Source organism: Shewanella algicola, from assembly GCF_014648035.1.
Taxonomy (GTDB): Bacteria; Pseudomonadota; Gammaproteobacteria; order Enterobacterales; family Shewanellaceae; genus Shewanella; species Shewanella algicola.
Genome location: NZ_BMQI01000013.1, coordinates 75207 through 96195, shown reverse-complemented (window position 1 = coordinate 96195; position 20989 = coordinate 75207). Strand labels below are relative to the sequence as shown.

Sequence of the window (20989 nt, the reverse complement as noted above, 5' to 3'; positions counted from 1 at the left end):
AATAATTGGTATCAAAACGTTAATAGAAAAATCATTTTATGCGATATAATGGCAGTAACATTCTTAACCATACAAAACGATGAACTGGTTACGTAGATTATTCGCTAAACCGCAAGCAAACGATGACAGAGATACCACGCAATCTAACGCCTACGATTTAATTGGTGGCGATAAAGTCATCCGCGCTATTGCCCATGACTTTTATCAGCAAATGCAAACTCGGCCTGAAACTCAAAGCTTACTCGCCATACATCGCTCTCCCATTGCTGACTCTGAGCAAAAATTATATGAATTTTTAAGTGGCTGGCTTGGCGGGCCGCAACTGTATCAACAAAAACATGGTCATCCTGCGCTTAGAGCTAGGCATATGCCTTTTGCTATTGACGAATCAATGCGTGATCAATGGTTAATTTGCATGCGTGCCGCCATTGAAAAAAGTATAAAAAAACCTGAACATCAACAAGTGATTATTCAGGCTATTTCGACCTTAGCTGACAATATGCGCAACCGATAATGGTTAACGCAATGTCGCTAACTCATGTTACTAACTCACAATTAAGCTTGCGCTAACCAGTCTTGTGGCTTTAAGTAAACGTCGTACAATTCCGCTTCTGCCGTGCCTTCTTCAGGCGTAAAGGCATATTCCCAACGCACTAATGGCGGCATCGACATAAGGATTGATTCTGTGCGACCACCGGTTTGCAAACCAAACAAAGTGCCACGGTCATAAACCAAATTAAACTCTACATAACGACCACGACGATACAGTTGGAACTGACGCTCATCATCGCCGTACTCTAATGCTTTATTGCGCTCAACAATTGGGGCATAAGCTTCAATGAAACCATTACCGACCGCTTGCATAAACGCAAAGCTACGCTCAAAACCAGGCTGATTTAAATCATCAAAAAATAACCCACCAACACCACGCGTTTCATTACGATGCGGCAAAAAGAAGTATTCATCACACCATTTTTTGTATTTAGGATAAACATCTTCGCCAAATGGATCGCAAATATCTTTCGCCATTTGGTGCCAGCTAACCACATCTTCTTTAAATGGATAATAAGGCGTTAAGTCAAACCCACCGCCGAACCACCATACAGGGTCAGCGCCTTCTTTACGGGCAATAAAAAAGCGTACATTGGCATGAGTAGTTGGAATAAACGGGTTATTAGGGTGGATCACTAGCGACACCCCCATAGCCTCAAAACTACGGCCAGCCAACTCTGGACGATGTGCAGTTGCCGATGCAGGCATCGCCGCCCCCATCACATGCGAAAAATTCACCCCAGCTTGTTCAAAGACTTTACCTTGAGTCATCACACGGCTAGTACCACCACCTTCTTCGCGCTCCCATGAGTCAGCTTTAAAGCTCGCTTTACCATCGAGTAGCTCTAAACGCTGACAAATATTTTGCTGTAATGCCAACAAAAACGACTTAACTTGTTGTGCATCCGGCACCTGAGATTGAGTATTGGGCATATTGTTAGCTTCCATTTCGAAGTGTTTGGCCACTGCGAGCATCGATAATTGTTGATGGCTGACGCTGTTCACCAAGTTGACCTAAAATTAATGCATCAATTTTATCACTAAAATCAATGATGATATGTTGCGCATCGACCACGGGAGGCTCACCCGCTAAATTGGCACTGGTCGATACTAATGGTTTATTAAGAGTGTTGCATAACTCGCGTACTACCGGATGGGCAGACACTCGTACCGCGATGGAGTCAAACTGACCACAGAGTAATTGAGACACCTGCGGCTTAATGGGCATCACAAACGTAAACGGTCCTGGCCATTTAGATTGCGCAAACTGCAACTGCGACTCGGTGAGCTGAGCAATATCAATGTAAGGTAATAATTGTTCAAATGAACTGGCAACCAAGATTAACCCCTTTTGCCAAGGGCGTTGCTTTACCGCCAATAGCTTTGCAATTGCGCTGTCATTGTCAGGATCACAACCTAAACCAAATACAGCTTCGGTTGGATAAGCGATTACGCCACCTTGCTCAATAAGGGTAGCGACAGCCGATGGCTGCAGTTGCAACATTGGATTTCCTTTCATTAGATTATTGGTAATGGCAACGAACTATAAAGCTCGCTTATATTTACAGGATTTTTGCGGACACTCAAGACGACTGCCTGCTGCGCCTTTTCGTTCAACTAAAATCCCAAAGCCGCATTCAGGACACGACTCATTATATGGAGGATAGTTTACGATAAACTTGCATTTAGGATAGGCACTACAAGCAAAAAAAGTTTTTCCATAACGGCTAGTTCGAGATTCTAAATGACCTTTACTGCATTGAGGACAGGTAATTTGCTCAACTTCACTGCTGTGATCATGTTTTTCAATATGAGTACACTCAGGATAATTGGTACAGCCAATAAAGATACCAAACCGCCCAGGCTTTACCGCTAACTCATGACCGCATTGCGGGCATTGAGAACCACTGATCACTTGCGTTTCAATTGACTCATGCTGCACTAAAGGCCGTGTATAATCGCACGTAGGATAATTATTACAGCCAACAAAACTGCCATGCTTACTGTGCTTAACCGACAGCTCTGAACCACAAACAGGACAAAGCTCAAACTCTTTCTCCAGTGCATGTTCGTGAACAGTAAACAGCTGTTGATCAATTTTCGACATGGTGCTCTCAATGAATAATATTCTATAGACCTAAAAAAGGAGGCTAAGCCTCCTTTCTGTTATGAGTGTAAGCGCCCTTCCGGCTGCTCGAAGATTAAATCTTCCATTTGCTCGTAGGCTGACTCATTTCCTGGCACATTGAATAGTACCATTAATACCACCCACTTGAGATCTTCTAACACCAATGTAGGCTCATCTAACTCCATCACCCGGTCAATCACCATTTCACGGGTTTCAACACTGAGTACTTGAATTTGTTCTAAGAACAATAAAAATCCACGACACTCAACATCTAATTTAGCCATTTCCGCTTTGGTGTAGATACGAAATGAATGTTGCGCATGATTGCACAAATACGGTTTATCACTTTCTTGCAGATCAGCTAAGTGCTCTAACCAAGAAAGGGCTTTTATAATATCGACTTGATGAAAACCCGCTCGAGTTAACTCTTTAGTGAGCTCATCTTCATCCACTAATAGTTCAATTTCACTATGAACATAATTTTCAAATAAATACATGAGGATATCAAACATGGCTAACTCCTCTTTAGTCTGACGTAACCACCGGGCACTGCTGCAACCCACCCTTGTAATTCAAGTTCAAGCATTTGTATTAACACCAGATCTATTGGCTTCCCACTATCCTCAACCACTGCATCAATTGCAGTCGTTTCATAACCTACACTAGCTAACAGCGAAGGAAATGGCAAATCACAAATGTCATTATCCTGTATATGGTGCCGATGATGCAATTGTTCAAGGTGATAATCCGATAAACTCCCTAACTCTTCTATAATATCGGCAGCACACTCAACAAGTTTTGCGCCATTATTGATTAAATCATGACAACCTTGGCTGTATCCACCTAGTACTGAACCCGGAACTGCAAATACCTCACGGTTTTGCTCCATTGCCAGCCGAGCACTAATTAACGAACCACTTTTACGACTGGCCTCCACCACGACTGTACCCAGACTTAATCCACTGACAATACGATTGCGTTTAGGAAAATTACCCGCATAGGGTCCAACTTCCGGCCAATACTCACTGATAACACAACCAGATTGAATAATGTCGTGGTACAAGTATTGATGCCGCTTAGGGTATATACGTTCAACACCGGTGCCTAATACAGCCATAGTTGGACCATTAGCGGCCAATGTCGCTTTGTGGGCAGCACCATCAATCCCCGTAGCCATGCCACTGGTAATAACAAAACCTTGGCTTGCCAAATTATAAGCAAGCTCAGCTGCCATATCTAAACCACCACGCGATGCATTTCGGCTCCCCACAATGGCAATGCTAGGCATCACTAAAGGCGTCACGAGACCTTTAACAAATAACACTAAAGGAGCATCACTAATTTGTTGTAATAAAGGAGGATAGAGTGGATCTGAAGGAGTTAAAATATAATGATGAGGTTGCGACTCTTGCCATGCTAATGCCAAATCAACTTTATCAAAATCGATTTGACATTTTGCTAACAGGCTTGCCGATAACGGCAAGCCTTGTGGTTCAAACTCTAGACGTTGACGAAGTTCTTCAATGTCCATTTGAGTTAATAATTGTTGAATCCGGGCAGGTCCTAACCCAGATACTGCACAAACAACTAGCCAGTCGACCAGTTTATCCGAAATTATTTACCCTTTAAGGTCAACGGTTCAGGTTTAGCGAGTTTGTCGCCGGTGCGAACAGGGATTTCATTAAACATAATCAAGCCTAAACTCGTTTTATCGAAGACTTTAAATACCAATAAGTTTCCATGAAAGATATCAGGCATCTTATTCGAAGTCTCTTCAGCAAAGTGCGCTAACACTTTGTCATATGATGAACGGTCCAACGCGCGTACAGGCAAACCTTCATTATCATAGGTAATGATTTCACCATCTCGATACATCGAAAATACATGGCCTGTTTCAACACCATCTTCACTGCCACGGTCAATGTATACAACATCAAGTTTACCGGCTTCACGGATTTTACCGTTAATCGCTAAAATTGACGTAGGTACCGTAAGCTCGGCCGCTTTTGGAATAAAGTATGCTGACATTAATGCTTCATCTTCAACCGGAGCAACTCTAAAGCCGCCTTTGGTTTCACGTAAGCTACTTAATAACTCTACTTTTGATATTGGTCCAGACTCAATCACCCGGCCGCTAGAGGCTAAAATCATTTCTTGGCCTAACATGCCCTCTCTATCTGAAGCAAAAAACTCACGCCCCGTTTCATACATGGCCACTTTTAAACCGACCTCAAGCGGAGCGTTAACATAAATAACGTCACTCACCACATGATGCAACGATGGACTCTCACCACTCATTACCATTGGTAAACTGGCAAACCAAACAGGGTCCACCACTCGGTTTTGCGTTAAATAAGGTTGAATAAGCGCTAAGTCCACTGCAGGGATAGGACCATTTTTTGAAGCGACTCTTCCTTCAGGACTTTTCTTTATGTGCTGTTTTACCACCAAACGCGGTTGCCCATCGATAAAGACCAATGTCAGCCTATCGCCAGGGTAAATAAGATGAGGGTTAGCAATTTGCGGGTTAACACCCCACAATTTAGGCCAACGCCATGGATCATTTAAAAAATATCCAGATATATCCCACAACGTATCGCCCTTTTTAACGACATACGTATCAGGATGCCCAGCTTTCAAAGTTAATGTATCAGCACTAACTCCAAAAATATTTAATGATAAAAAAGCAAGTAAAAGTAAGCGTTTCATGGTGTGGTCCATGTTGTTTAGCTCTTTATTAGAGCTTTTTACTGTTATTGATAGGCGGTAAGGATTAAAATTACCCTATTCGCAACAGCCAGTATAGCTAACTGGCTGAAATTTGACAGACTTGTTAAGAGTTTATATATGCCATTATTAAATGTTTTACGATTTCCAGATGAGCGTTTACGCACTATTGCTGAACCTGTGACTGATTTTGGGCCAGAATTACAAACCCAAATCGATAATATGTTAGAAACCATGTACGAAGAAAAAGGCATTGGCCTTGCTGCAACCCAAGTCGATTTCCATAAACAGCTTATCGTCATGGACTTACAAGATGACGTTGAACGTCCAACGATTTTTATTAATCCACAAATTATAAAAAGCAGCGGTGACCTTGCTAACGAAGAAGGTTGTTTATCTGTTCCTGGTATATATGCCAAAGTAGACCGCGCCGAATTTGTCACATTCAAAGCACTTGATCGTCACGGTGAAGAATTTACCGTTGAAGCCGATGAATTGTTTGCGATTTGTATCCAACATGAAATGGATCACTTAAAAGGTAAGCTATTTGTGGATTACTTGTCACCACTTAAACGTCAGCGTATAAAAACAAAACTTGAAAAAGAAGCGCGTCTAGCCGCCAAGTAACAATAGGAACAAATTTGAAACCGTTAAAAATTATCTTTGCCGGTACTCCGGATTTTGCCGCCAGACACTTACAGGCGCTAATAAACTCTGAACATGATGTAATTGCCGTTTACACCCAACCAGACCGACCGGCTGGCCGTGGAAAAAAGCTAACCGCCAGCCCAGTTAAAGCATTAGCACAACAACATGACATCAACGTCTTTCAGCCGGCATCACTGCGCAACGAAGACGCCCAAGCAGAATTAGCCAGCCTCAATGCCGACATTATGGTGGTGGTCGCTTACGGATTGATTTTACCAAAGATAGTACTTAATACTCCTAGATTAGGCTGCATCAATGTTCACGGTTCTATATTACCTCGCTGGCGTGGTGCGGCACCTATTCAGCGTGCACTATGGGCTGGAGACACCGAAACCGGTGTCACCATTATGCAAATGGATGTCGGCCTTGATACGGGCGACATGCTACTAAAAACGCATTTGCCCATAGAAGCAAACGACACATCAGCAAGCCTATATGAAAAACTAGCAGAACAAGGCCCTCAGGCCTTAGTTGAAGCGTTAATAGGGTTAAGTAAAGGCAACCTTAAAGCACAAAAGCAAGATGAGGCCCTAGCAAACTACGCAGAAAAACTGTCTAAAGAAGAAGCCCGTATTGATTGGCATAAAAGCGCTAAGCAATTGTGGCAAGAGATCCGCGCCTTTAACCCTTGGCCAGTTAGCTACTTTGAACACCAACAAAGCGTGATTAAAGTATGGCAAGCAACCTACAATGCCCAAACATGCTCGCAAGCACCTGGCACTGTGATTTCGGCTACCAAACAAGGTATTGAAGTTGCGACAGCAGACGGCACATTAATTATCGAAACCATGCAATTGCCTAACAAAAAGCCCTTAAATGTGGCTGATATCTTAAATGCTCGTAGTGATTGGTTTGCTGCTGGTGTGTGTTTAAACCAAGAGGCTAACTAGCATGAATGTGCGTGCACTTGCAGCTAAAGCGATTTATGAAGTACTTGAAAAGGGCATGTCACTGTCGGTTGCCCTTCCAGAGCAACAGCAACACCTGGAAAACGGTAAAGACAAAGCCTTGTTAGCAGAACTCTGCTATGGGGTAATGCGTCAATTACCGCAACTAGACAAATGCGTAAGCGACTGTTTAGCTAAACCATTTAAAGGTAAACAACGCATTTTGCATCAGTTATTGATAGTGGGTTGTTATCAGCTTTACTTCACCCGTATTCCTGCACATGCCGCCATTTCAGAAACAGCAGAAGCCTGTCGGCAACTGCGTTTTGATGGATTAGTCAAAGTCGTCAATGGCGTATTACGCAATATTCAACGCCAAGATGCTGCCTTAAACACGGACTCAGATACGCTACGTTTTAATACCCCTGCCTGGTTTATTAAACGCTTACAACAAGCCTATCCAGACAGCTGGCAAACCATTATTGAGCAAAGCCACCAACGTCCACCAATGTGGCTACGTAACAATCGCTTATCGCAATCTCGCGAAGACTATTTAAGCGCACTAACGACACAAGAGATTAGTGCCCAAGCAGGCCCGAACCCAGATTCAATATTGCTAGACGGCCCTAAAGATGTGACCCAGTTGCCCGACTTTATGCAAGGCGCAGCGTCTGTGCAAGATGGCGCGGCCCAATGGGCTGCTACACTCTTAGCGCCTGCTGCAAATGAGCTCGTGTTAGATGCTTGCGCAGCGCCTGGTGGTAAAAGTTGTCATTTAATCGAACTCGCTCCAAGCATTAACCTTGTTGCAGTCGATTTTGATGAAAAACGCCTTGCCCGAGTGCAACAAAATCTGGACAGGCTGCATTTAAAAGCGCAAGTTATTCACGGCGACGCCGCCGACATAGATTCATGGTGGCAAGGGCAGCAATTTGACCGTATTTTACTGGATGCGCCATGCTCAGCAACCGGAGTGATCCGCCGCCATCCCGATATCAAATGGCTGCGTAAAAATAATGACATTGAAGAGTTAGCCAATTTACAACGACAGATTTTTGATCATTGTTGGCAATGGTTAAAACCTGGCGGCACATTACTGTATGCCACTTGCTCTATTTTACCGCAAGAAAACAGCCAACAAGTTGAGCAGTTTTTAGCCCGCACACCAGACGCTAAGTTAGTGCCCATTGCACAACAGTCAAATCCCGAAGACATTGGTTGGCAGATTTTACCCGGCCAAGACAATATGGATGGTTTTTATTACGCGCGTCTAGTTAAAGCAATTTAAGGATGTACCCAAAGCCATGAAGATTATTATTTTAGGGGCGGGCCAAGTTGGCGGCACATTAGCTGAAAACTTAGTCGGAGAGAATAATGACATCACCTTAGTCGACAGCGACCGAGCGAGACTAAGGCTATTGCAAGATAAGTTTGATTTACGTGTTGTAGTAGGCCATGGCGCCCATCCAAGTGTTTTAAAAGAAGCTGGTGCAGAAGATGCCGATATGCTCATTGCTGTGACAAACAGCGATGAATGTAATATGTCTGCTTGCCAAATTGCCTACAGTTTATTTGGTACGCCAACAAAAATTGCCCGAATTCGCTCCGAAGCTTACCTAGAACTACAAGATAAACTGTTTATTAACAGCGAGATTAAAACCAGTGACGCTAAACCGCGTGGTGGTTTTATTATTGATGAGCTCATCGCCCCTGAACAGTTAGTGACCACTTACATACAAAGACTAGTTGAATACCCTGGAGCATTGCAAGTACTTGAATTTGCAAAAGGTAAGTTGAGTCTAGTCGCAGTAAAAGCCTATTATGGTGGGCCTTTAGTCGGCAATGCATTAGCTACATTACGTGAGCACATGCCAAATATTGATACCCGAGTCGCGGCGATTTTTAGACAAGGTCGGCCGATTATGCCGCGCGGTACCACCATTATTGAAGCCGATGATGAAGTATTTTTTGTCGCCGATAGTCGCCATATTCGCGCAGTAATGAGCGAAATGCAAAAGCTCGATAACTCATACCGTAACATTATGATTGCGGGTGGCGGTAATATCGGCTTTGGCTTAGCACAAAAACTTCAACGTAATCACTCAGTAAAACTGATTGAACACCGACAAGAACGTGCAGAGCAACTATCTGAAAAACTTGAAAAAACAACTGTTTTTTGCGGTGATGCATCTGACCAAGAATTATTGATTGAAGAACACATAGATCAAACCGATGTGTTTATTGCCGTCACCAACGATGACGAAGCAAATATTATGTCGGCATTACTGGCAAAGCGCATGGGCGCCAAAAAAGTCATGGTGCTGATTCAGCGTGAAGCCTATGTTGATATTGTGCAAGAAGCCAATATCGACATTGCGATTTCACCACAACAAGCCACTATTTCTGCTTTATTAACCCATATTCGTCAAGGTGATATTTGTAATGTTTATTCATTACGCCGTGGCGCAGCGGAAGCCATTGAAGCCATTGCGCATGGTGATTCAAGCACTTCAAAAGTGGTTGGCAAGCAAATTGGTGAGATAAAACTGCCGCCCGGTACCACCATCGGTGCAATAGTTCGTAACGACGAGGTATTGATGGGTCATGACAAAACTGTCATCTTGCAAGGCGACCATGTGATTTTATTCTTAGTGAATAAAAAGTTTATTGGTGATGTAGAAAAACTGTTCCAACCAAGTGCATTTTTCTTTTAGGTTTTTATGTTTAACATAAAACAGCTTATCTTTATTCTGGGTATTTTTCTCTCGATACTCACAGGGTTTATGTTGGTGCCAATGGTATTTGCGCTATTTTATGGCGAAGAGACCATTGGCGATTTTATGATATCGGGCTTATTTACCGGCTTTATCGCCATTCTTTGTCTGCAAAATGGCCGTAATCGACAATTTAATCTCAATATTCGAGACATGTTCATGCTCACCAGCGTGACGTGGTTTGTGGTCAGTCTTTTTGCAGCATTGCCTTTCACCTTGTACCACGGCATCAACTACACCGATGCCTTTTTTGAAACCATGTCAGGTATCACTACCACAGGCTCTACCGTGCTCAGCGGCTTAGATACCATGGACCACAGTATTTTAGTGTGGCGTTCTCTGTTGCAGTGGCTTGGTGGTATCGGCTTTATTGTGATGGCAGTAGCGATACTACCTTTTTTAAACGTGGGTGGTATGCGGCTATTTAGAACAGAATCATCTGACTGGAGCGACAAAACCATGCCGCGTACCCAGAATATGGCCAAGCATTTATTTCAGATTTATTTTGCGCTTACACTGTTATGTGCCCTAGCCTACCACCTTGCTGGAATGCACTGGTTTGAAGCCATTAACCACGCAATGACCACGTTATCAACCGGTGGCTACTCAACGTCAGACCGCTCCATGGCAGCATTTTCACATGAAGCTCATTGGGTGGGTATCGTATTTATGCTAGCGGGTGGATTACCGTTAATCATGTTTGTTCAGTCAATCCAACAACGCAGTCTACGATTATGGAATGACCAACAAGTAAAAGGCTTTTTACTGTTTGTGTTATTGGTGTCTTGTTCATTAGCATTTTGGTTGTGGCGACATCAGCATATGGATTTTATTGATGCTCTGAGGTTATCAAGCTTTAACGTAATATCCGTTATCACTACAACAGGTTACGGATTAACAGATTATCAAGCTTGGGGAGCGGTCGCGAGCGTGGTGTTTTTGTTCTTAATATTTATCGGAAGCTGTTCTGGTTCAACGTCTGGTGGGATAAAAATATTTCGTTTCCAAATCGCTTTTTCAATTATGCGCCAGCAAATTAAACAACAATTTCATCCTAATGGCGTGTTTAAAGAAAAGTACAACGGCCATCGAATAAATGATGACATTGTTCGCTCAATTATGGCTTTTTTTATGTTGATGTTTGTGGTGATTTTAGGCTTATCGATTATTTTAGTGTCAACCGGCTTAGACCCAATGACCAGCTTTACCGGCGCAATCACCGCGGTAACCAATGTTGGGCCAGGGTTAGGGCCAATAATCGGCCCTGCGGGTAACTTTGCCCCCTTGCCTGATATTGCTAAATGGGCCCTCGCTGTGGGTATGCTTTTAGGGCGCCTGGAAATTCTCACCGTAGCGGTATTATTCCACCCGAAGTTTTGGCGCTTCTAGACCCTAGCTAAACTCAACTTGAGCCAGCTTAGCAATGTGATTGCCGTAAGCTTTCACATCTTCCCAATCGGTATAGTCAATAATGGCGGTAGGATCTGTCGGTCCATCAGTCATTTTCATGATCAACCTAATCATTAAACTGTCGTACCAAGGCCAAGATGGATAATCCACCTTACCGGCAATAATCTTAACATCTTGTGGCTTCCAAGCTGATAAGGTTAAGAATTTCTGTAAATATTTATTGTTTTCAGGGATGCGTTTTTCAGGGTTACGTGCAACAACATTGACACAGAAAAAGCTATTTGGAATATTCGATAAAGCTTGCTGATGTTGGCTGACAAATTCAAAAACCGACTTATGGTATGAGCCATACAAAACACAGGCACCTAAAGCTACGGCTTGATATTTATCCCATTCAATCGGTTTTTGTTTAGTATCATGGATATTTACTACATCACATTGATCACCATTAGCGATAATTTGATCAGCAATAGCACGGCTAATTTGAGCCGTGTGGCCTCCACGAGAATAATAAAGTACTAATATGTGCGCCATGTTATTTCTCATTACTGCGTTATTTGCCTCAGTTTGGCATAAAAAGTGGTTTTTAAACCTAAGCAATGATCACAAATTAGAAATAGCTCATATATTTAATAGTTAAAATTGAGATCTGTGAAGTGCAGAAGTATGATGATATTAAATAGGGAGTTAGTGTTAAACTAACTCAAGTTAACTAGGTTGGAATACTCATGCAGCAAGATATCGATGTCGTCACCATGCTTAATAATGCTGAAACGGCCGCACAATGGCTAAAGGCAATAGCGAATCCGTATCGACTGATGATTTTATGCTTGCTGCTGGAAAAAGAACACAGTGTGACAGAGCTGAATGAAACAGTGCCTTTGAGCCAGTCTGCATTGTCACAACATTTAGCCGTACTGCGCACACAAGACTTAGTGAATACGCGTAAAAGATCACAAGTGGTGTATTACACCCTTAAAGATGATCAAGTAACCGAAGTGATATCCATTCTTCACCGCCGTTATTGCGCCAGTTAGCAAGTTAATGCTTTTGCGCCACGATTTGTTTGGCATAATCGTCAACTTTATCCCAATCTGTAAATTCAAACGTGCCGCTGGTATCAGTTGGCCCTTTGGTCATCCACATAATGAAACGAATCATAACCTTGTCAAAAAATCGGTAGCGAGGATAATCAATCTTGCCCGCAAATACACCTAACATATTAGGTGTCCAAGCCGACAGAGTTAAAAACTTCTGCATATAAGGATTGGTTTCAGGGGTATTTTTTAGCGGTTTTCTGGCAACAACGTTTACGGTAAAAAAACTGTTCAACTTAGTGTCGAGCAATGCTTGGTGCTGTGCTGCAAACTTAAATAATTCAGGTCGATGTTTGCCATAACGGATACTGGCACCAATCACCACTTTATCCACTGCGGTTAGTTGCTCAGCAGTCACATCCGTTAGGTTAATCACTGTTACTTGCTCGCCACTTTCGCGAAGAACTTGCTCAATTCGCTGACAAATAGCCAAGGTTTGTCCATCAACTGTTGAATACAAAATTGCCGTTTTTAACATTAATTTTTCCAAAAAGTAGGGGTAAACAAGACCAACAATGTAAAGACCTCTAATCGACCAAACAACATCGCAACAATCAATACCCACTTAGCGCCATCGGTGACGTTAGCATAGCTTGAAGCAACGTCTCCTAAACCAGGGCCTAAGTTATTAATACTCGCCGCAGTGGCACTAAATGCCGTAATCGCATCCATTTCCATTGCCATTAAAATCACCATACACACCACAAAGACCAAAGCATATGCAGAAAAGAACCCCCAAACCGCATCAATAATCCGGTCTGGTAATGCATTCCCGCCGATCCGGATTGAATACATCGCCTTAGGATGAACTAAACGTTTCAATTCGCGCGAGCCTTGTAATACCAATAGAATCAAGCGAATCACTTTCATACCGCCACCGGTTGAACCCGCACAGCCACCAATAAAGCTCGAAAATATTAACAAAATAGGTAAAAACAATGGCCAGGAATGAAAGCTTTCAGTGCCAAACCCGGCGGTGGTCGAAATAGATACCACTTGAAAGAATGCATAATCGAGGGTTTTTTCTGCCGAATCGTAAACACCAGACTGATATAGCGTCATAAAACAAATGGCTGTTAATAGCAGCTGCACGGCAATTAACACTTTAAATTCGGCATCTTTAAAATAGATTTTAAAGTTAATCCCACGCCAACTAAATGCGGCAAAATGCAGACTAAAATTGACGGCTGCAATCAGTAAGAAAACCGCACAAATGACATTGATTAATGGGCTATCAAAATACCCTAAACTGGCATCATGGGTAGAAAATCCACCAATCGCAATCGTTGAAAATGAATGACAAATAGCATCAAAAGCGTCCATTCCGGCAAAGTAAAATGCTAACGCACACAAGGTTGTCAGCATAAAATAAATGTACCACAAGGCTTTGGCTGTTTCTGCAATACGAGGGGTAACCTTGGTGTCTTTTACTGGACCAGGAACTTCGGCTTTATATAACTGCATACCACCAATACCTAACAGCGGTAAAATAGCCACAGCAAGTACAATGATACCCATGCCGCCCATCCACTGCAGTAAATGGCGATAAAACAATACCGATTTAGGTAGGTCGTCAAGGCCAACAATAACGGTAGCCCCAGTGGTGGTTAACGCAGAAAAGGACTCAAAAAAACTGTCAGTCCAACTAAGATTCGGCTCGTTGGAGAAAATAAACGGCAGCGCCCCTATCGACCCAAGAACCGTCCAGAATAACACCACAATCAAGAACCCCTCGCGGGTACGAAGGTCACCTTTTTGATGACGATTGGGGTACCACAATAAAAAGCCTAAAAAGATACTGACAAAAAAGGCCTGAATGAACGCGGTACCACCGCCATCTTTATACAAGATAGCCACTAATGCCGACGGTAACATGGTGATTGAAAATAACCCCATCAGCAAACCGGTGATTCTAATAATTGTTTTATATTGCATTAAGGATTCTGTTTAGGTTGTACTGCGACCATGTTAACAATTGAATGACATTCTGGCATAAGTTTGCCATTGGTCAAACTGTAAACTTTACTTGTAACTGGCCCTGAGTCAGGGTCGCTAAAGCTTGATTAAAATCTTGATGGTATGATTTGGCCAATTCAAAATGAACTTCAACCCTATCAGTAAACACTTTATCAATAACCACACCATCATGTTGATTAACTAAATATTCTACATCGGTTAATTGCGCATAATGACACACTAAACTCGTTGGGTAGCGTATATGCTTTATTTGCGTTTGTACTTGAGGCAATCCTTGCTTAATCCCTGAGGTATAAGCACGAACTAAACCACCCACGCCCAACTTGGTACCACCAAAGTAACGCACAACGATTGCACCAAGCTCACCAATATTCGCTCCCTGCAGGCACGCTAACATGGGTTTTCCGGCACTGCCCGACGGTTCACCATCATCACTCGCCCCCATATCAATGGTATTTTCAGGGCTGCCAGCCACAAATGCATAACAATAATGACTCGCTCCTGGATATTGTAGCTTTATGTCAGTAAGCGCTAACTTCATTTGTTGTTGATTTGGACAATGAAACAACAAAGAGATAAAGCGGCTATGCTTTATCTCTTCCTCTATCAACACATTAGCTTGAGGTATTAAATATGACTCAATCAACTAAACCAAACTCTCTTGTCATGTTTTCGACCCGGTTTTGATGCACGATTACGTTATCTTCTATTCTGATCCCACCAAAAGGCCGCAACTCATCTACCGTTTTCCAGTTAATCACTTGTTTTGCTGACGGCGATAGTTGTTCAAGTAAGGTATCAATAATATAAATACCAGGCTCAACTGTTAGCACTTGATTTGCGGCTAAAACACGAGTGCAGCGTAAAAATGGATGCGCATCTGGCGCAGCAATGTGCGTACCTCGTTCATCATGAGCATAACCGCCCATATCATGCACCTGCACCCCTAACATATGCCCTAAGCCATGAGGGAAAAAAGCACTGGTAATGCCTTGTGCAACTAATTGCTCAACTGTGCCGGTTGCAAGTTCAAAATCAACGAGTAATTGGCCAATATGTTCATGTGTCGCAATATGTAAATCAACATATTTAACGCCGGGTTTCATTTGTTCAATAATGGCGAGTTGCACTTTATTAAGCGCGACAATCAATTGATAAAAACGATTTTTCTCAAAAGCATAAGTACGTGTAATATCAGCAGCATACCCATGAAAATTAGCACCCGCATCAATCAAAAAAGATAACCTTTGTTCAGGTTTAGTATGCTCAAGTGCGGTGTAATGTAAAATCGCAGAATTTTGATTTAATGCGACAATATTGCCATAGGGAACATCATTCTCACCTTGGCCGATTTCCAATAAATAGCACTGCTGAATTTCGAACTCACTCGCCCCATTATAAAACGCATTTTTGGCCGCTAAATGGCCTTTAATGGCAATTTGGTTGGCGCGGCGCAAACACTCAAGCTCATACTGTGTTTTATCAGCGCGATGATAATGTAAGTAATTCATCACAGCATCTGGGTTACGGGCAGTAAAACCTAACACATCAGCCACATCTAAGTGCTCACCGATATAGGCCCATGCGGTCATATTTTTAGGTAAGTAATCAGCAATGCGATCAGGTTTTGTTAATAACTGGATATTAAAATGTTCTGTCCAAAAAGTTTGTGGCACATCATTCACTTTATGCCAAAAATCAACAGGACGGTAAAACACTAAAGTCGGCTTGTCTTGGCCATTAGCAATTACCCAACAGTTAGGGGTGTCTAAAATTGGCAGCCAAGCTTTAAATTGTGGGCTGACTTTAAAGGGGTAATTTAGATCATCTAAAAATTGTCTATGAGGTTGCCCCGAATGGATCACAATGCCGGCAAGGTTTTCACGTTGACAAATATCAGCAACACGACGATTAAGCTCGGTAATATGCGCATGATATAGATGGGCTAACTGATCCATAGATTGTCCCTTTGATAAGTTTTAACCCAATAAGTCTATCACAAACTAGAAAACGCATCGCTAGATGATAAAAAATTAAACGGCCGTTTAAATTGGGTGTTGTAATTTTTCTCATTTAGTCGCACACTGATAATCAATTGGTCAATAGATGGCCTAAACTGCTGTGAATTGAGCTTGATAACTGCACAGTAAATAAGATGTGGAAGTCGCTTTTAAGCAATAAGGAAGCAAGCAATGATCTACCAAAGCCCTACCATTCAGGTTGAGTTACTTGAAGATAATATTGCCAAACTGTGCTTTAACGCACCTGGTTCGGTAAACAAATTCGACAGAGAAACTCTAGCCTCATTAGATGCTGCATTAGACAGCATAAAGCAAAACACCAATATCAAAGCGTTATTGCTGACATCAGCAAAAAGCACTTTTATTGTTGGTGCTGATATCACAGAATTCTTAAGTTTGTTCAAACAAGACGACGCAACGTTACTTGCATGGGTTGAACAAGCCAATGCAGTGTTCAACAAACTTGAAGACTTACCGTTCCCAACTGTATCTGCAGTAAACGGTTTTGCTCTTGGTGGTGGTTTTGAAACTATTTTAGCTACAGACCTCCGTGTTGTTGATACCAATGCTCGCATCGGTTTACCAGAAACAAAATTAGGCATTATCCCTGGGTTTGGTGGCACAGTACGCTTACCTAGAGTCATTGGTGCTGATAATGCACTTGAATGGATAACTTCAGGTAAAGATCAGCGTCCTGCAGATGCTTTAAGAGTGGGTGCTATTGATGCCGTAGTTGCACCAGAAGATTTAGAAGCTTCTGCTATCCAAATGTTGCATGAAGCACTTGCTGGCAGCATCGATTGGCAAGCTCGTCGTACACTAAAACAATCGCCACTAATGCTACCAAAACTAGAAGCAATGATGTGTTTTAGTACCGCTAAAGGCATGGTGTTCTCTGTTGCAGGAAAACATTATCCTGCACCTATGGCGGCTGTGAATGTGGTTGAACAAGCGGCAGGCTTTGGTCGAGAAGACGCATTGAAAGTTGAAGCTCAAGCATTCATTAAATTGGCTAAAACAGAAGTTGCCCAAGCACTTATTGGTATTTTCTTAAATGACCAATTTGTTAAAGCTAAAGCCAAGAAAGCGGGTAAATTAGCTAAAGATGTTAATCAAGCTGCCGTACTAGGTGCTGGTATCATGGGTGGTGGTATTGCATACCAAAGTGCCAGTAAAGGCACGCCAATCGTGATGAAAGACATCGCCCAACCAGCATTAGAGTTAGGCTTAAATGAAGCGGCTAAAATTCTATCAACACAAGTTGCTCGTGGCCGCTCTACCCCTGAAAAAATGGCTAAGGTACTTAACAACATCACTCCATCGCTTGATTATGCCGCCATTAAAGATAGCGACATTGTGGTTGAAGCCGTTGTTGAGCATCCAAAAGTGAAAGCAACAGTATTAACCGAGGTTGAAGGTCAAGTTGCAGACGATGCGATTATTGCTTCAAATACCTCAACTATTTCAATCAACTTATTAGCTAAAAGCCTCAAAAAACCTGAACGTTTCTGCGGTATGCATTTCTTTAATCCAGTGCACAAAATGCCATTGGTTGAAGTTATCCGCGGCGAACACAGTTCAGACGAAACTATTGCATCGGTTGTCGCTTACGCAAGCAAAATGGGTAAAACACCAATCGTAGTAAACGACTGCCCAGGCTTCTTCGTTAACCGCGTGTTGTTCCCATACTTCGCAGGCTTTAGCGGCCTACTTGCTGAAGGTGCTGACTTTGCCGCTGTTGATAAAGTCATGGAAAAACAATTTGGTTGGCCAATGGGCCCAGCATACTTACTTGACGTAGTAGGCCTAGATACAGGTCATCACGCACAAGCGGTTATGGCAGAAGGTTTCCCTGATCGCATGGGCAAAAACGGCAAAGACGCTATCGATATTATGTTTGAAAACAAGCGTCTAGGCCAAAAGAACACCAAAGGTTTCTATGCTTACTCAGTCGACCGTCGCGGTAAACCGAAAAAAGACATTGACCCTACAAGCTACGAATTATTAAGTGCTGAGTTTGGCGCATTAAAGGCGTTTGAGTCAGATGACATCATCGCACGCTGTATGATCCCAATGATCATCGAAACGGTTCGTTGTTTAGAAGAAGGCATTATTGCATCACCTGCTGAAGGCGATATGGGTCTAGTTTACGGTATTGGTTTCCCTCCATTCCGTGGTGGTGTATTCCGTTACATAGATACCATGGGCGTTGCCAATTTTGTTGCCCTAGCAGACAAATACGCACATCTTGGTGGCTTATATCAAGTTACCGACGCAATGCGCGAACTTGCAGCCAACAACGGTAGTTACTACCAAGCCTAATCAGTGGGAAAGGAATTAAATCATGAAACAAGCTGTTATCGTAGACTGCATTCGTACCCCAATGGGCCGCTCTAAGGCTGGGGTATTTAGAAATGTACGTGCAGAAACATTGTCTGCAGAATTAATGAAAGCACTGATGGTGCGCAATTCACAATTAGATCCTAACGACATTGAAGATGTTATTTGGGGTTGTGTGCAGCAAACGCTAGAGCAAGGATTCAACATTGCTCGTAATGCTTCATTAATTGCTGGTATTCCAAAAACGGCTGGTGCTGTTACCGTAAACCGTTTGTGTGGTTCATCAATGGACGCTCTTCACCAAGCGGCTCGTGCAATTATGACAGGCCAAGGTGACACTTTCATAATTGGTGGTGTTGAGCACATGGGTAGTGTCCCAATGAGCCACGGTGTTGATTTCCACCCAGGAATGTCAAAGCGAGTAGCAAGAGCATCTGGCATGATGGGCTTAACCGCAGAAATGCTAGGTAAAATGCACGGTATCACTCGTGAGCAACAAGATGCATTTGCCGTGCGTTCTCATCAACGTGCACACGCAGCAACCGTTGAAGGTCGTTTCGCCAAAGAAATTTGGGGAATAGAAGGTCACGACGCAAAAGGTGCATTGATTAAAGTGTTAACCGACGAAGTTATTCGTCCAGAAACATCATTAGAATCATTAGCGGGTTTACGCCCAGCATTCGACCCTGCAAACGGTACTGTTACAGCGGGAACATCTTCTGCATTATCAGATGGTGCCTCGGCAATGTTGGTTATGGAAGAATCTAAGGCTCGCGCCTTAGGCTTACCAATCCGTGCACGTATTCGCTCTATGGCCATTGCCGGTTGTGATGCGGCAATTATGGGTTATGGCCCAGTACCAGCAACCAAAAAGGCATTAGCCCGTGCAGGTTTGTCTGTTGCTGATTTAGATCTTATCGAACTAAACGAAGCGTTTGCAGCTCAGTCTTTACCTTGTGTTAAAGATCTTGGCTTACAAGATGTTGTCGATGAAAAGATTAACCTTAACGGTGGCGCAATTGCACTAGGTCATCCATTAGGGTGTTCTGGCGCACGTATCTCAACAACGCTAATAAACTTAATGGAAGAAAAAGATGCAACGCTTGGTCTTGCCACTATGTGTATTGGTTTAGGTCAAGGTATCGCGACAGTATTTGAGCGTGTATAAAAAACATTTTATTTAAAACTGAGCAAAACTCAGTTTACGAATAACATTAAAAACGAGCCAATTTGGCTCGTTTTTTTTATTTTTAAATTTTTCTGCTTTGGCTAATGTTCCACGTGAAACATGTTCTATGAAAATTAAAAAATATCCAAAAACGATATAAATCGAGATATGTTAGAAAAACTCAAACTTGGCAAGCATTACTGACAAGAGTAATATTGGCGCAATTAGACTAGTAAAATAGATTTTATTCAATGACCGATATATATGCACAAGCACAACACCAACTCGACGCACTTGGCCTACGTTGCCCTGAGCCCGTAATGATGATCCGCAAAACCGTTCGTAAAATGTCTGACGGAGAAACCTTACTTGTTATCGCTGATGATCCAGCAACAACAAGAGACATTCCAAGTTTTTGTGAATTTATGGACCACACCTTAATTGCCAGTGATACCAGCAAAACGCCCTATCAATACTTACTCAAAAAGGGACTTTAGATCATGGCCATCACATTGGAAGCCATCGCTTATAAAACAGCAAAGCGTGGTGTAATGAAACCGACATTTTGTGCCAATGTGACTGTAGAACGTGGTGTAGAAAATGATATTTTTGGCCGCCCAGGTAAACGCCAGGTGACCGTTATGTCTCAACAACAATGGCAACTTGCTTGTGAGCAAATTAATGTAGATCTAGATTGGCTCACTCGCAGAGCAAACTTATTAATCAGTGGCTATCAATTTAATGCCAAAGATGTCGGTAAAATCATTTCAATTGGCACCGATCTTCAACTGCAAATCACCGGTGAAACTGACCCATGTAAAAAAATGGAAATAGCTCACCCAGGTTTAGAGCAAGCGCTTTTACCAGACTGGCGTGGTGGAGTAACTTGCCGTGTCATTCAAGCTGGTTTAATTCAACCCGATGACCAAGTCACTATCGCTTAAAACAAAAGGGTTAACTCATTTTTATTTAAGCTTTTCCCTTTAAACTCGAATCCTATCTCTCACTCTTATCTCTCTAAGCCCATTAATGATTAATGGGCACCTATGTTAAAATCTGTCATCAATTGAAACAGATTTGTTATACACCTTATCGATAATTTGTGCGATAAAGGAACCTCTAAAATGACACCTTGTTCTATTTAAGTGTGCAGAGACATCAATATCTAATACAAAAACTCGAAACAGGTTGATTCCACTA

At 42.5% G+C, this 20989-nt stretch carries 22 protein-coding genes; 11 read left to right on the top strand and 11 right to left on the bottom strand.

The features are described 5' to 3' along the window. Nucleotides 1-79 precede the first annotated feature (79 nt). Entirely contained in the window at nt 80-514 is a 435-nt protein-coding gene (locus IEY42_RS07685) for a group II truncated hemoglobin (RefSeq protein ID WP_188924710.1), read from the top strand. 41 nt (nt 515-555) lie between these two features. Here the strand turns inward: IEY42_RS07685 and hemF are convergent, their stop codons facing one another. The 6 genes from hemF to IEY42_RS07655 all read right to left on the bottom strand — a co-directional run bounded on the left by hemF (nt 556) and on the right by IEY42_RS07655 (nt 5401). Next, nucleotides 556-1485: an oxygen-dependent coproporphyrinogen oxidase gene (hemF, locus tag IEY42_RS07680; protein WP_188924721.1), complete on the bottom strand. Its 930-nt coding sequence runs from the start codon at nt 1483-1485 to the stop codon at nt 556-558. Nucleotides 1486-1489: 4 nt separating this feature from the next. Beyond that, complete coding sequence (tsaC, locus tag IEY42_RS07675; protein ID WP_188924709.1) at nt 1490-2056, bottom strand: L-threonylcarbamoyladenylate synthase type 1 TsaC; 567 nt, start codon at nt 2054-2056, stop codon at nt 1490-1492. 39 nt (nt 2057-2095) lie between these two features. After that, nucleotides 2096-2659, bottom strand: a complete 564-nt coding sequence (locus tag IEY42_RS07670) for a DNA topoisomerase family protein (RefSeq protein WP_188924708.1) — start codon at nt 2657-2659, stop codon at nt 2096-2098. 59 nt (nt 2660-2718) lie between these two features. After that, nucleotides 2719-3192 (bottom strand): DUF494 family protein, encoded by a 474-nt coding sequence (locus IEY42_RS07665; RefSeq protein ID WP_101033474.1) that lies wholly within the window; start codon nt 3190-3192, stop codon nt 2719-2721. Between the two features lie 2 nt (nt 3193-3194). Beyond that, nucleotides 3195-4211, bottom strand: a complete 1017-nt coding sequence (dprA, locus tag IEY42_RS07660; RefSeq protein ID WP_188924707.1) for a DNA-processing protein DprA — start codon at nt 4209-4211, stop codon at nt 3195-3197. Between the two features lie 83 nt (nt 4212-4294). Further along, the gene (locus IEY42_RS07655) at nt 4295-5401 is read right to left on the bottom strand and encodes a LysM peptidoglycan-binding domain-containing protein (protein WP_188924706.1); all 1107 of its coding nucleotides are present in this window, start codon (nt 5399-5401) and stop codon (nt 4295-4297) included. A gap of 126 nt (nt 5402-5527) precedes the next feature. Between IEY42_RS07655 and def the strand changes: the two genes are divergently transcribed. The 5 genes from def to IEY42_RS07630 are packed head-to-tail and all read left to right on the top strand — an operon-like array spanning nt 5528 to nt 11165. Further along, complete coding sequence (gene def / locus IEY42_RS07650; protein ID WP_229779968.1) at nt 5528-6034, top strand: peptide deformylase; 507 nt, start codon at nt 5528-5530, stop codon at nt 6032-6034. Nucleotides 6035-6048: 14 nt separating this feature from the next. Then, on the top strand, nt 6049-7005 hold the full coding sequence (gene fmt, locus IEY42_RS07645; protein ID WP_188924705.1) for a methionyl-tRNA formyltransferase: 957 nt from the start codon (nt 6049-6051) through the stop codon (nt 7003-7005). 1 nt (nt 7006) lies between these two features. Then, complete coding sequence (gene rsmB, locus IEY42_RS07640; RefSeq protein WP_188924704.1) at nt 7007-8290, top strand: 16S rRNA (cytosine(967)-C(5))-methyltransferase RsmB; 1284 nt, start codon at nt 7007-7009, stop codon at nt 8288-8290. A 16-nt stretch (nt 8291-8306) separates the two neighbouring features. Beyond that, a complete protein-coding gene (trkA, locus tag IEY42_RS07635) occupies nt 8307-9716 on the top strand; it encodes a Trk system potassium transporter TrkA (RefSeq protein ID WP_188924703.1) in 1410 nt (469 codons plus the stop codon). 6 nt (nt 9717-9722) lie between these two features. Beyond that, the gene (locus IEY42_RS07630) at nt 9723-11165 is read left to right on the top strand and encodes a TrkH family potassium uptake protein (protein ID WP_188924702.1); all 1443 of its coding nucleotides are present in this window, start codon (nt 9723-9725) and stop codon (nt 11163-11165) included. 3 nt (nt 11166-11168) lie between these two features. Here the strand turns inward: IEY42_RS07630 and hemG (IEY42_RS07625) are convergent, their stop codons facing one another. Next, a complete protein-coding gene (gene hemG, locus IEY42_RS07625) occupies nt 11169-11720 on the bottom strand; it encodes a menaquinone-dependent protoporphyrinogen IX dehydrogenase (RefSeq protein WP_188924701.1) in 552 nt (183 codons plus the stop codon). A 194-nt stretch (nt 11721-11914) separates the two neighbouring features. Here hemG (IEY42_RS07625) and IEY42_RS07620 point away from each other — a divergent pair, with 194 nt between their 5' ends. Then, the gene (locus IEY42_RS07620; RefSeq protein ID WP_188924700.1) at nt 11915-12223 is read left to right on the top strand and encodes an ArsR/SmtB family transcription factor; all 309 of its coding nucleotides are present in this window, start codon (nt 11915-11917) and stop codon (nt 12221-12223) included. Nucleotides 12224-12227: 4 nt separating this feature from the next. On the opposite strand, the gene hemG (IEY42_RS07615) is transcribed toward IEY42_RS07620, so the two are convergent. From hemG (IEY42_RS07615) to pepQ, 4 genes are all read right to left on the bottom strand, one after another. Continuing rightward, nucleotides 12228-12761 (bottom strand): menaquinone-dependent protoporphyrinogen IX dehydrogenase, encoded by a 534-nt coding sequence (gene hemG, locus IEY42_RS07615; protein WP_188924699.1) that lies wholly within the window; start codon nt 12759-12761, stop codon nt 12228-12230. Further along, on the bottom strand, nt 12761-14218 hold the full coding sequence (locus IEY42_RS07610; protein ID WP_188924698.1) for a TrkH family potassium uptake protein: 1458 nt from the start codon (nt 14216-14218) through the stop codon (nt 12761-12763). The genes hemG (IEY42_RS07615) and IEY42_RS07610 overlap by 1 nt, the downstream gene beginning before the upstream one ends. A gap of 73 nt (nt 14219-14291) precedes the next feature. Continuing rightward, nucleotides 14292-14906 carry a YigZ family protein gene (locus IEY42_RS07605; RefSeq protein ID WP_188920721.1) on the bottom strand — a complete coding sequence of 205 codons (615 nt, stop codon included), beginning with the start codon at nt 14904-14906 and terminating at the stop codon, nt 14292-14294. After that, nucleotides 14899-16218, bottom strand: a complete 1320-nt coding sequence (pepQ, locus tag IEY42_RS07600) for a Xaa-Pro dipeptidase (protein WP_188924697.1) — start codon at nt 16216-16218, stop codon at nt 14899-14901. The genes IEY42_RS07605 and pepQ overlap by 8 nt, the downstream gene beginning before the upstream one ends. Nucleotides 16219-16452: 234 nt before the next feature. Here pepQ and fadB point away from each other — a divergent pair, with 234 nt between their 5' ends. From fadB to IEY42_RS07580, 4 genes are all read left to right on the top strand, one after another. Further along, nucleotides 16453-18603, top strand: coding sequence for a fatty acid oxidation complex subunit alpha FadB (gene fadB / locus IEY42_RS07595; RefSeq protein ID WP_188924696.1), 2151 nt, complete (start codon nt 16453-16455; stop codon nt 18601-18603). Between the two features lie 22 nt (nt 18604-18625). Then, nucleotides 18626-19789 carry an acetyl-CoA C-acyltransferase FadA gene (gene fadA, locus IEY42_RS07590; RefSeq protein ID WP_188924695.1) on the top strand — a complete coding sequence of 388 codons (1164 nt, stop codon included), beginning with the start codon at nt 18626-18628 and terminating at the stop codon, nt 19787-19789. A 251-nt stretch (nt 19790-20040) separates the two neighbouring features. Beyond that, nucleotides 20041-20286, top strand: coding sequence for a sulfurtransferase TusA (gene tusA / locus IEY42_RS07585; protein WP_188924694.1), 246 nt, complete (start codon nt 20041-20043; stop codon nt 20284-20286). A 3-nt stretch (nt 20287-20289) separates the two neighbouring features. Then, nucleotides 20290-20733, top strand: a complete 444-nt coding sequence (locus IEY42_RS07580; RefSeq protein ID WP_188924693.1) for an MOSC domain-containing protein — start codon at nt 20290-20292, stop codon at nt 20731-20733. The last annotated feature ends 256 nt before the right edge of the window (nt 20734-20989 follow it).

Excerpts from the sequence above, each read along its gene's own strand:
- fadA (WP_188924695.1), top strand. The coding sequence starts at position 18,626 with ATGAAACAAGCTGTTATCGTAGACTGCATTCGTACCCCAATGGGCCGC.
- pepQ (WP_188924697.1), bottom strand. The coding sequence starts at position 16,218 with ATGGATCAGTTAGCCCATCTATATCATGCGCATATTACCGAGCTTAAT.
- hemG (WP_188924701.1), bottom strand. The coding sequence starts at position 11,720 with ATGGCGCACATATTAGTACTTTATTATTCTCGTGGAGGCCACACGGCT.
- IEY42_RS07630 (WP_188924702.1), top strand. The coding sequence starts at position 9,723 with ATGTTTAACATAAAACAGCTTATCTTTATTCTGGGTATTTTTCTCTCG.
- tusA (WP_188924694.1), top strand. The coding sequence starts at position 20,041 with ATGACCGATATATATGCACAAGCACAACACCAACTCGACGCACTTGGC.
- def (WP_229779968.1), top strand. The coding sequence starts at position 5,528 with ATGCCATTATTAAATGTTTTACGATTTCCAGATGAGCGTTTACGCACT.
- IEY42_RS07580 (WP_188924693.1), top strand. The coding sequence starts at position 20,290 with ATGGCCATCACATTGGAAGCCATCGCTTATAAAACAGCAAAGCGTGGT.
- IEY42_RS07665 (WP_101033474.1), bottom strand. The coding sequence starts at position 3,192 with ATGTTTGATATCCTCATGTATTTATTTGAAAATTATGTTCATAGTGAA.
- IEY42_RS07685 (WP_188924710.1), top strand. The coding sequence starts at position 80 with ATGAACTGGTTACGTAGATTATTCGCTAAACCGCAAGCAAACGATGAC.
- tsaC (WP_188924709.1), bottom strand. The coding sequence starts at position 2,056 with ATGTTGCAACTGCAGCCATCGGCTGTCGCTACCCTTATTGAGCAAGGT.
- IEY42_RS07610 (WP_188924698.1), bottom strand. The coding sequence starts at position 14,218 with ATGCAATATAAAACAATTATTAGAATCACCGGTTTGCTGATGGGGTTA.
- rsmB (WP_188924704.1), top strand. The coding sequence starts at position 7,007 with ATGAATGTGCGTGCACTTGCAGCTAAAGCGATTTATGAAGTACTTGAA.
- hemG (WP_188924699.1), bottom strand. The coding sequence starts at position 12,761 with ATGTTAAAAACGGCAATTTTGTATTCAACAGTTGATGGACAAACCTTG.
- fadB (WP_188924696.1), top strand. The coding sequence starts at position 16,453 with ATGATCTACCAAAGCCCTACCATTCAGGTTGAGTTACTTGAAGATAAT.
- IEY42_RS07620 (WP_188924700.1), top strand. The coding sequence starts at position 11,915 with ATGCAGCAAGATATCGATGTCGTCACCATGCTTAATAATGCTGAAACG.
- IEY42_RS07655 (WP_188924706.1), bottom strand. The coding sequence starts at position 5,401 with ATGGACCACACCATGAAACGCTTACTTTTACTTGCTTTTTTATCATTA.
- IEY42_RS07670 (WP_188924708.1), bottom strand. The coding sequence starts at position 2,659 with ATGTCGAAAATTGATCAACAGCTGTTTACTGTTCACGAACATGCACTG.
- dprA (WP_188924707.1), bottom strand. The coding sequence starts at position 4,211 with ATGGACATTGAAGAACTTCGTCAACGTCTAGAGTTTGAACCACAAGGC.
- hemF (WP_188924721.1), bottom strand. The coding sequence starts at position 1,485 with ATGCCCAATACTCAATCTCAGGTGCCGGATGCACAACAAGTTAAGTCG.
- trkA (WP_188924703.1), top strand. The coding sequence starts at position 8,307 with ATGAAGATTATTATTTTAGGGGCGGGCCAAGTTGGCGGCACATTAGCT.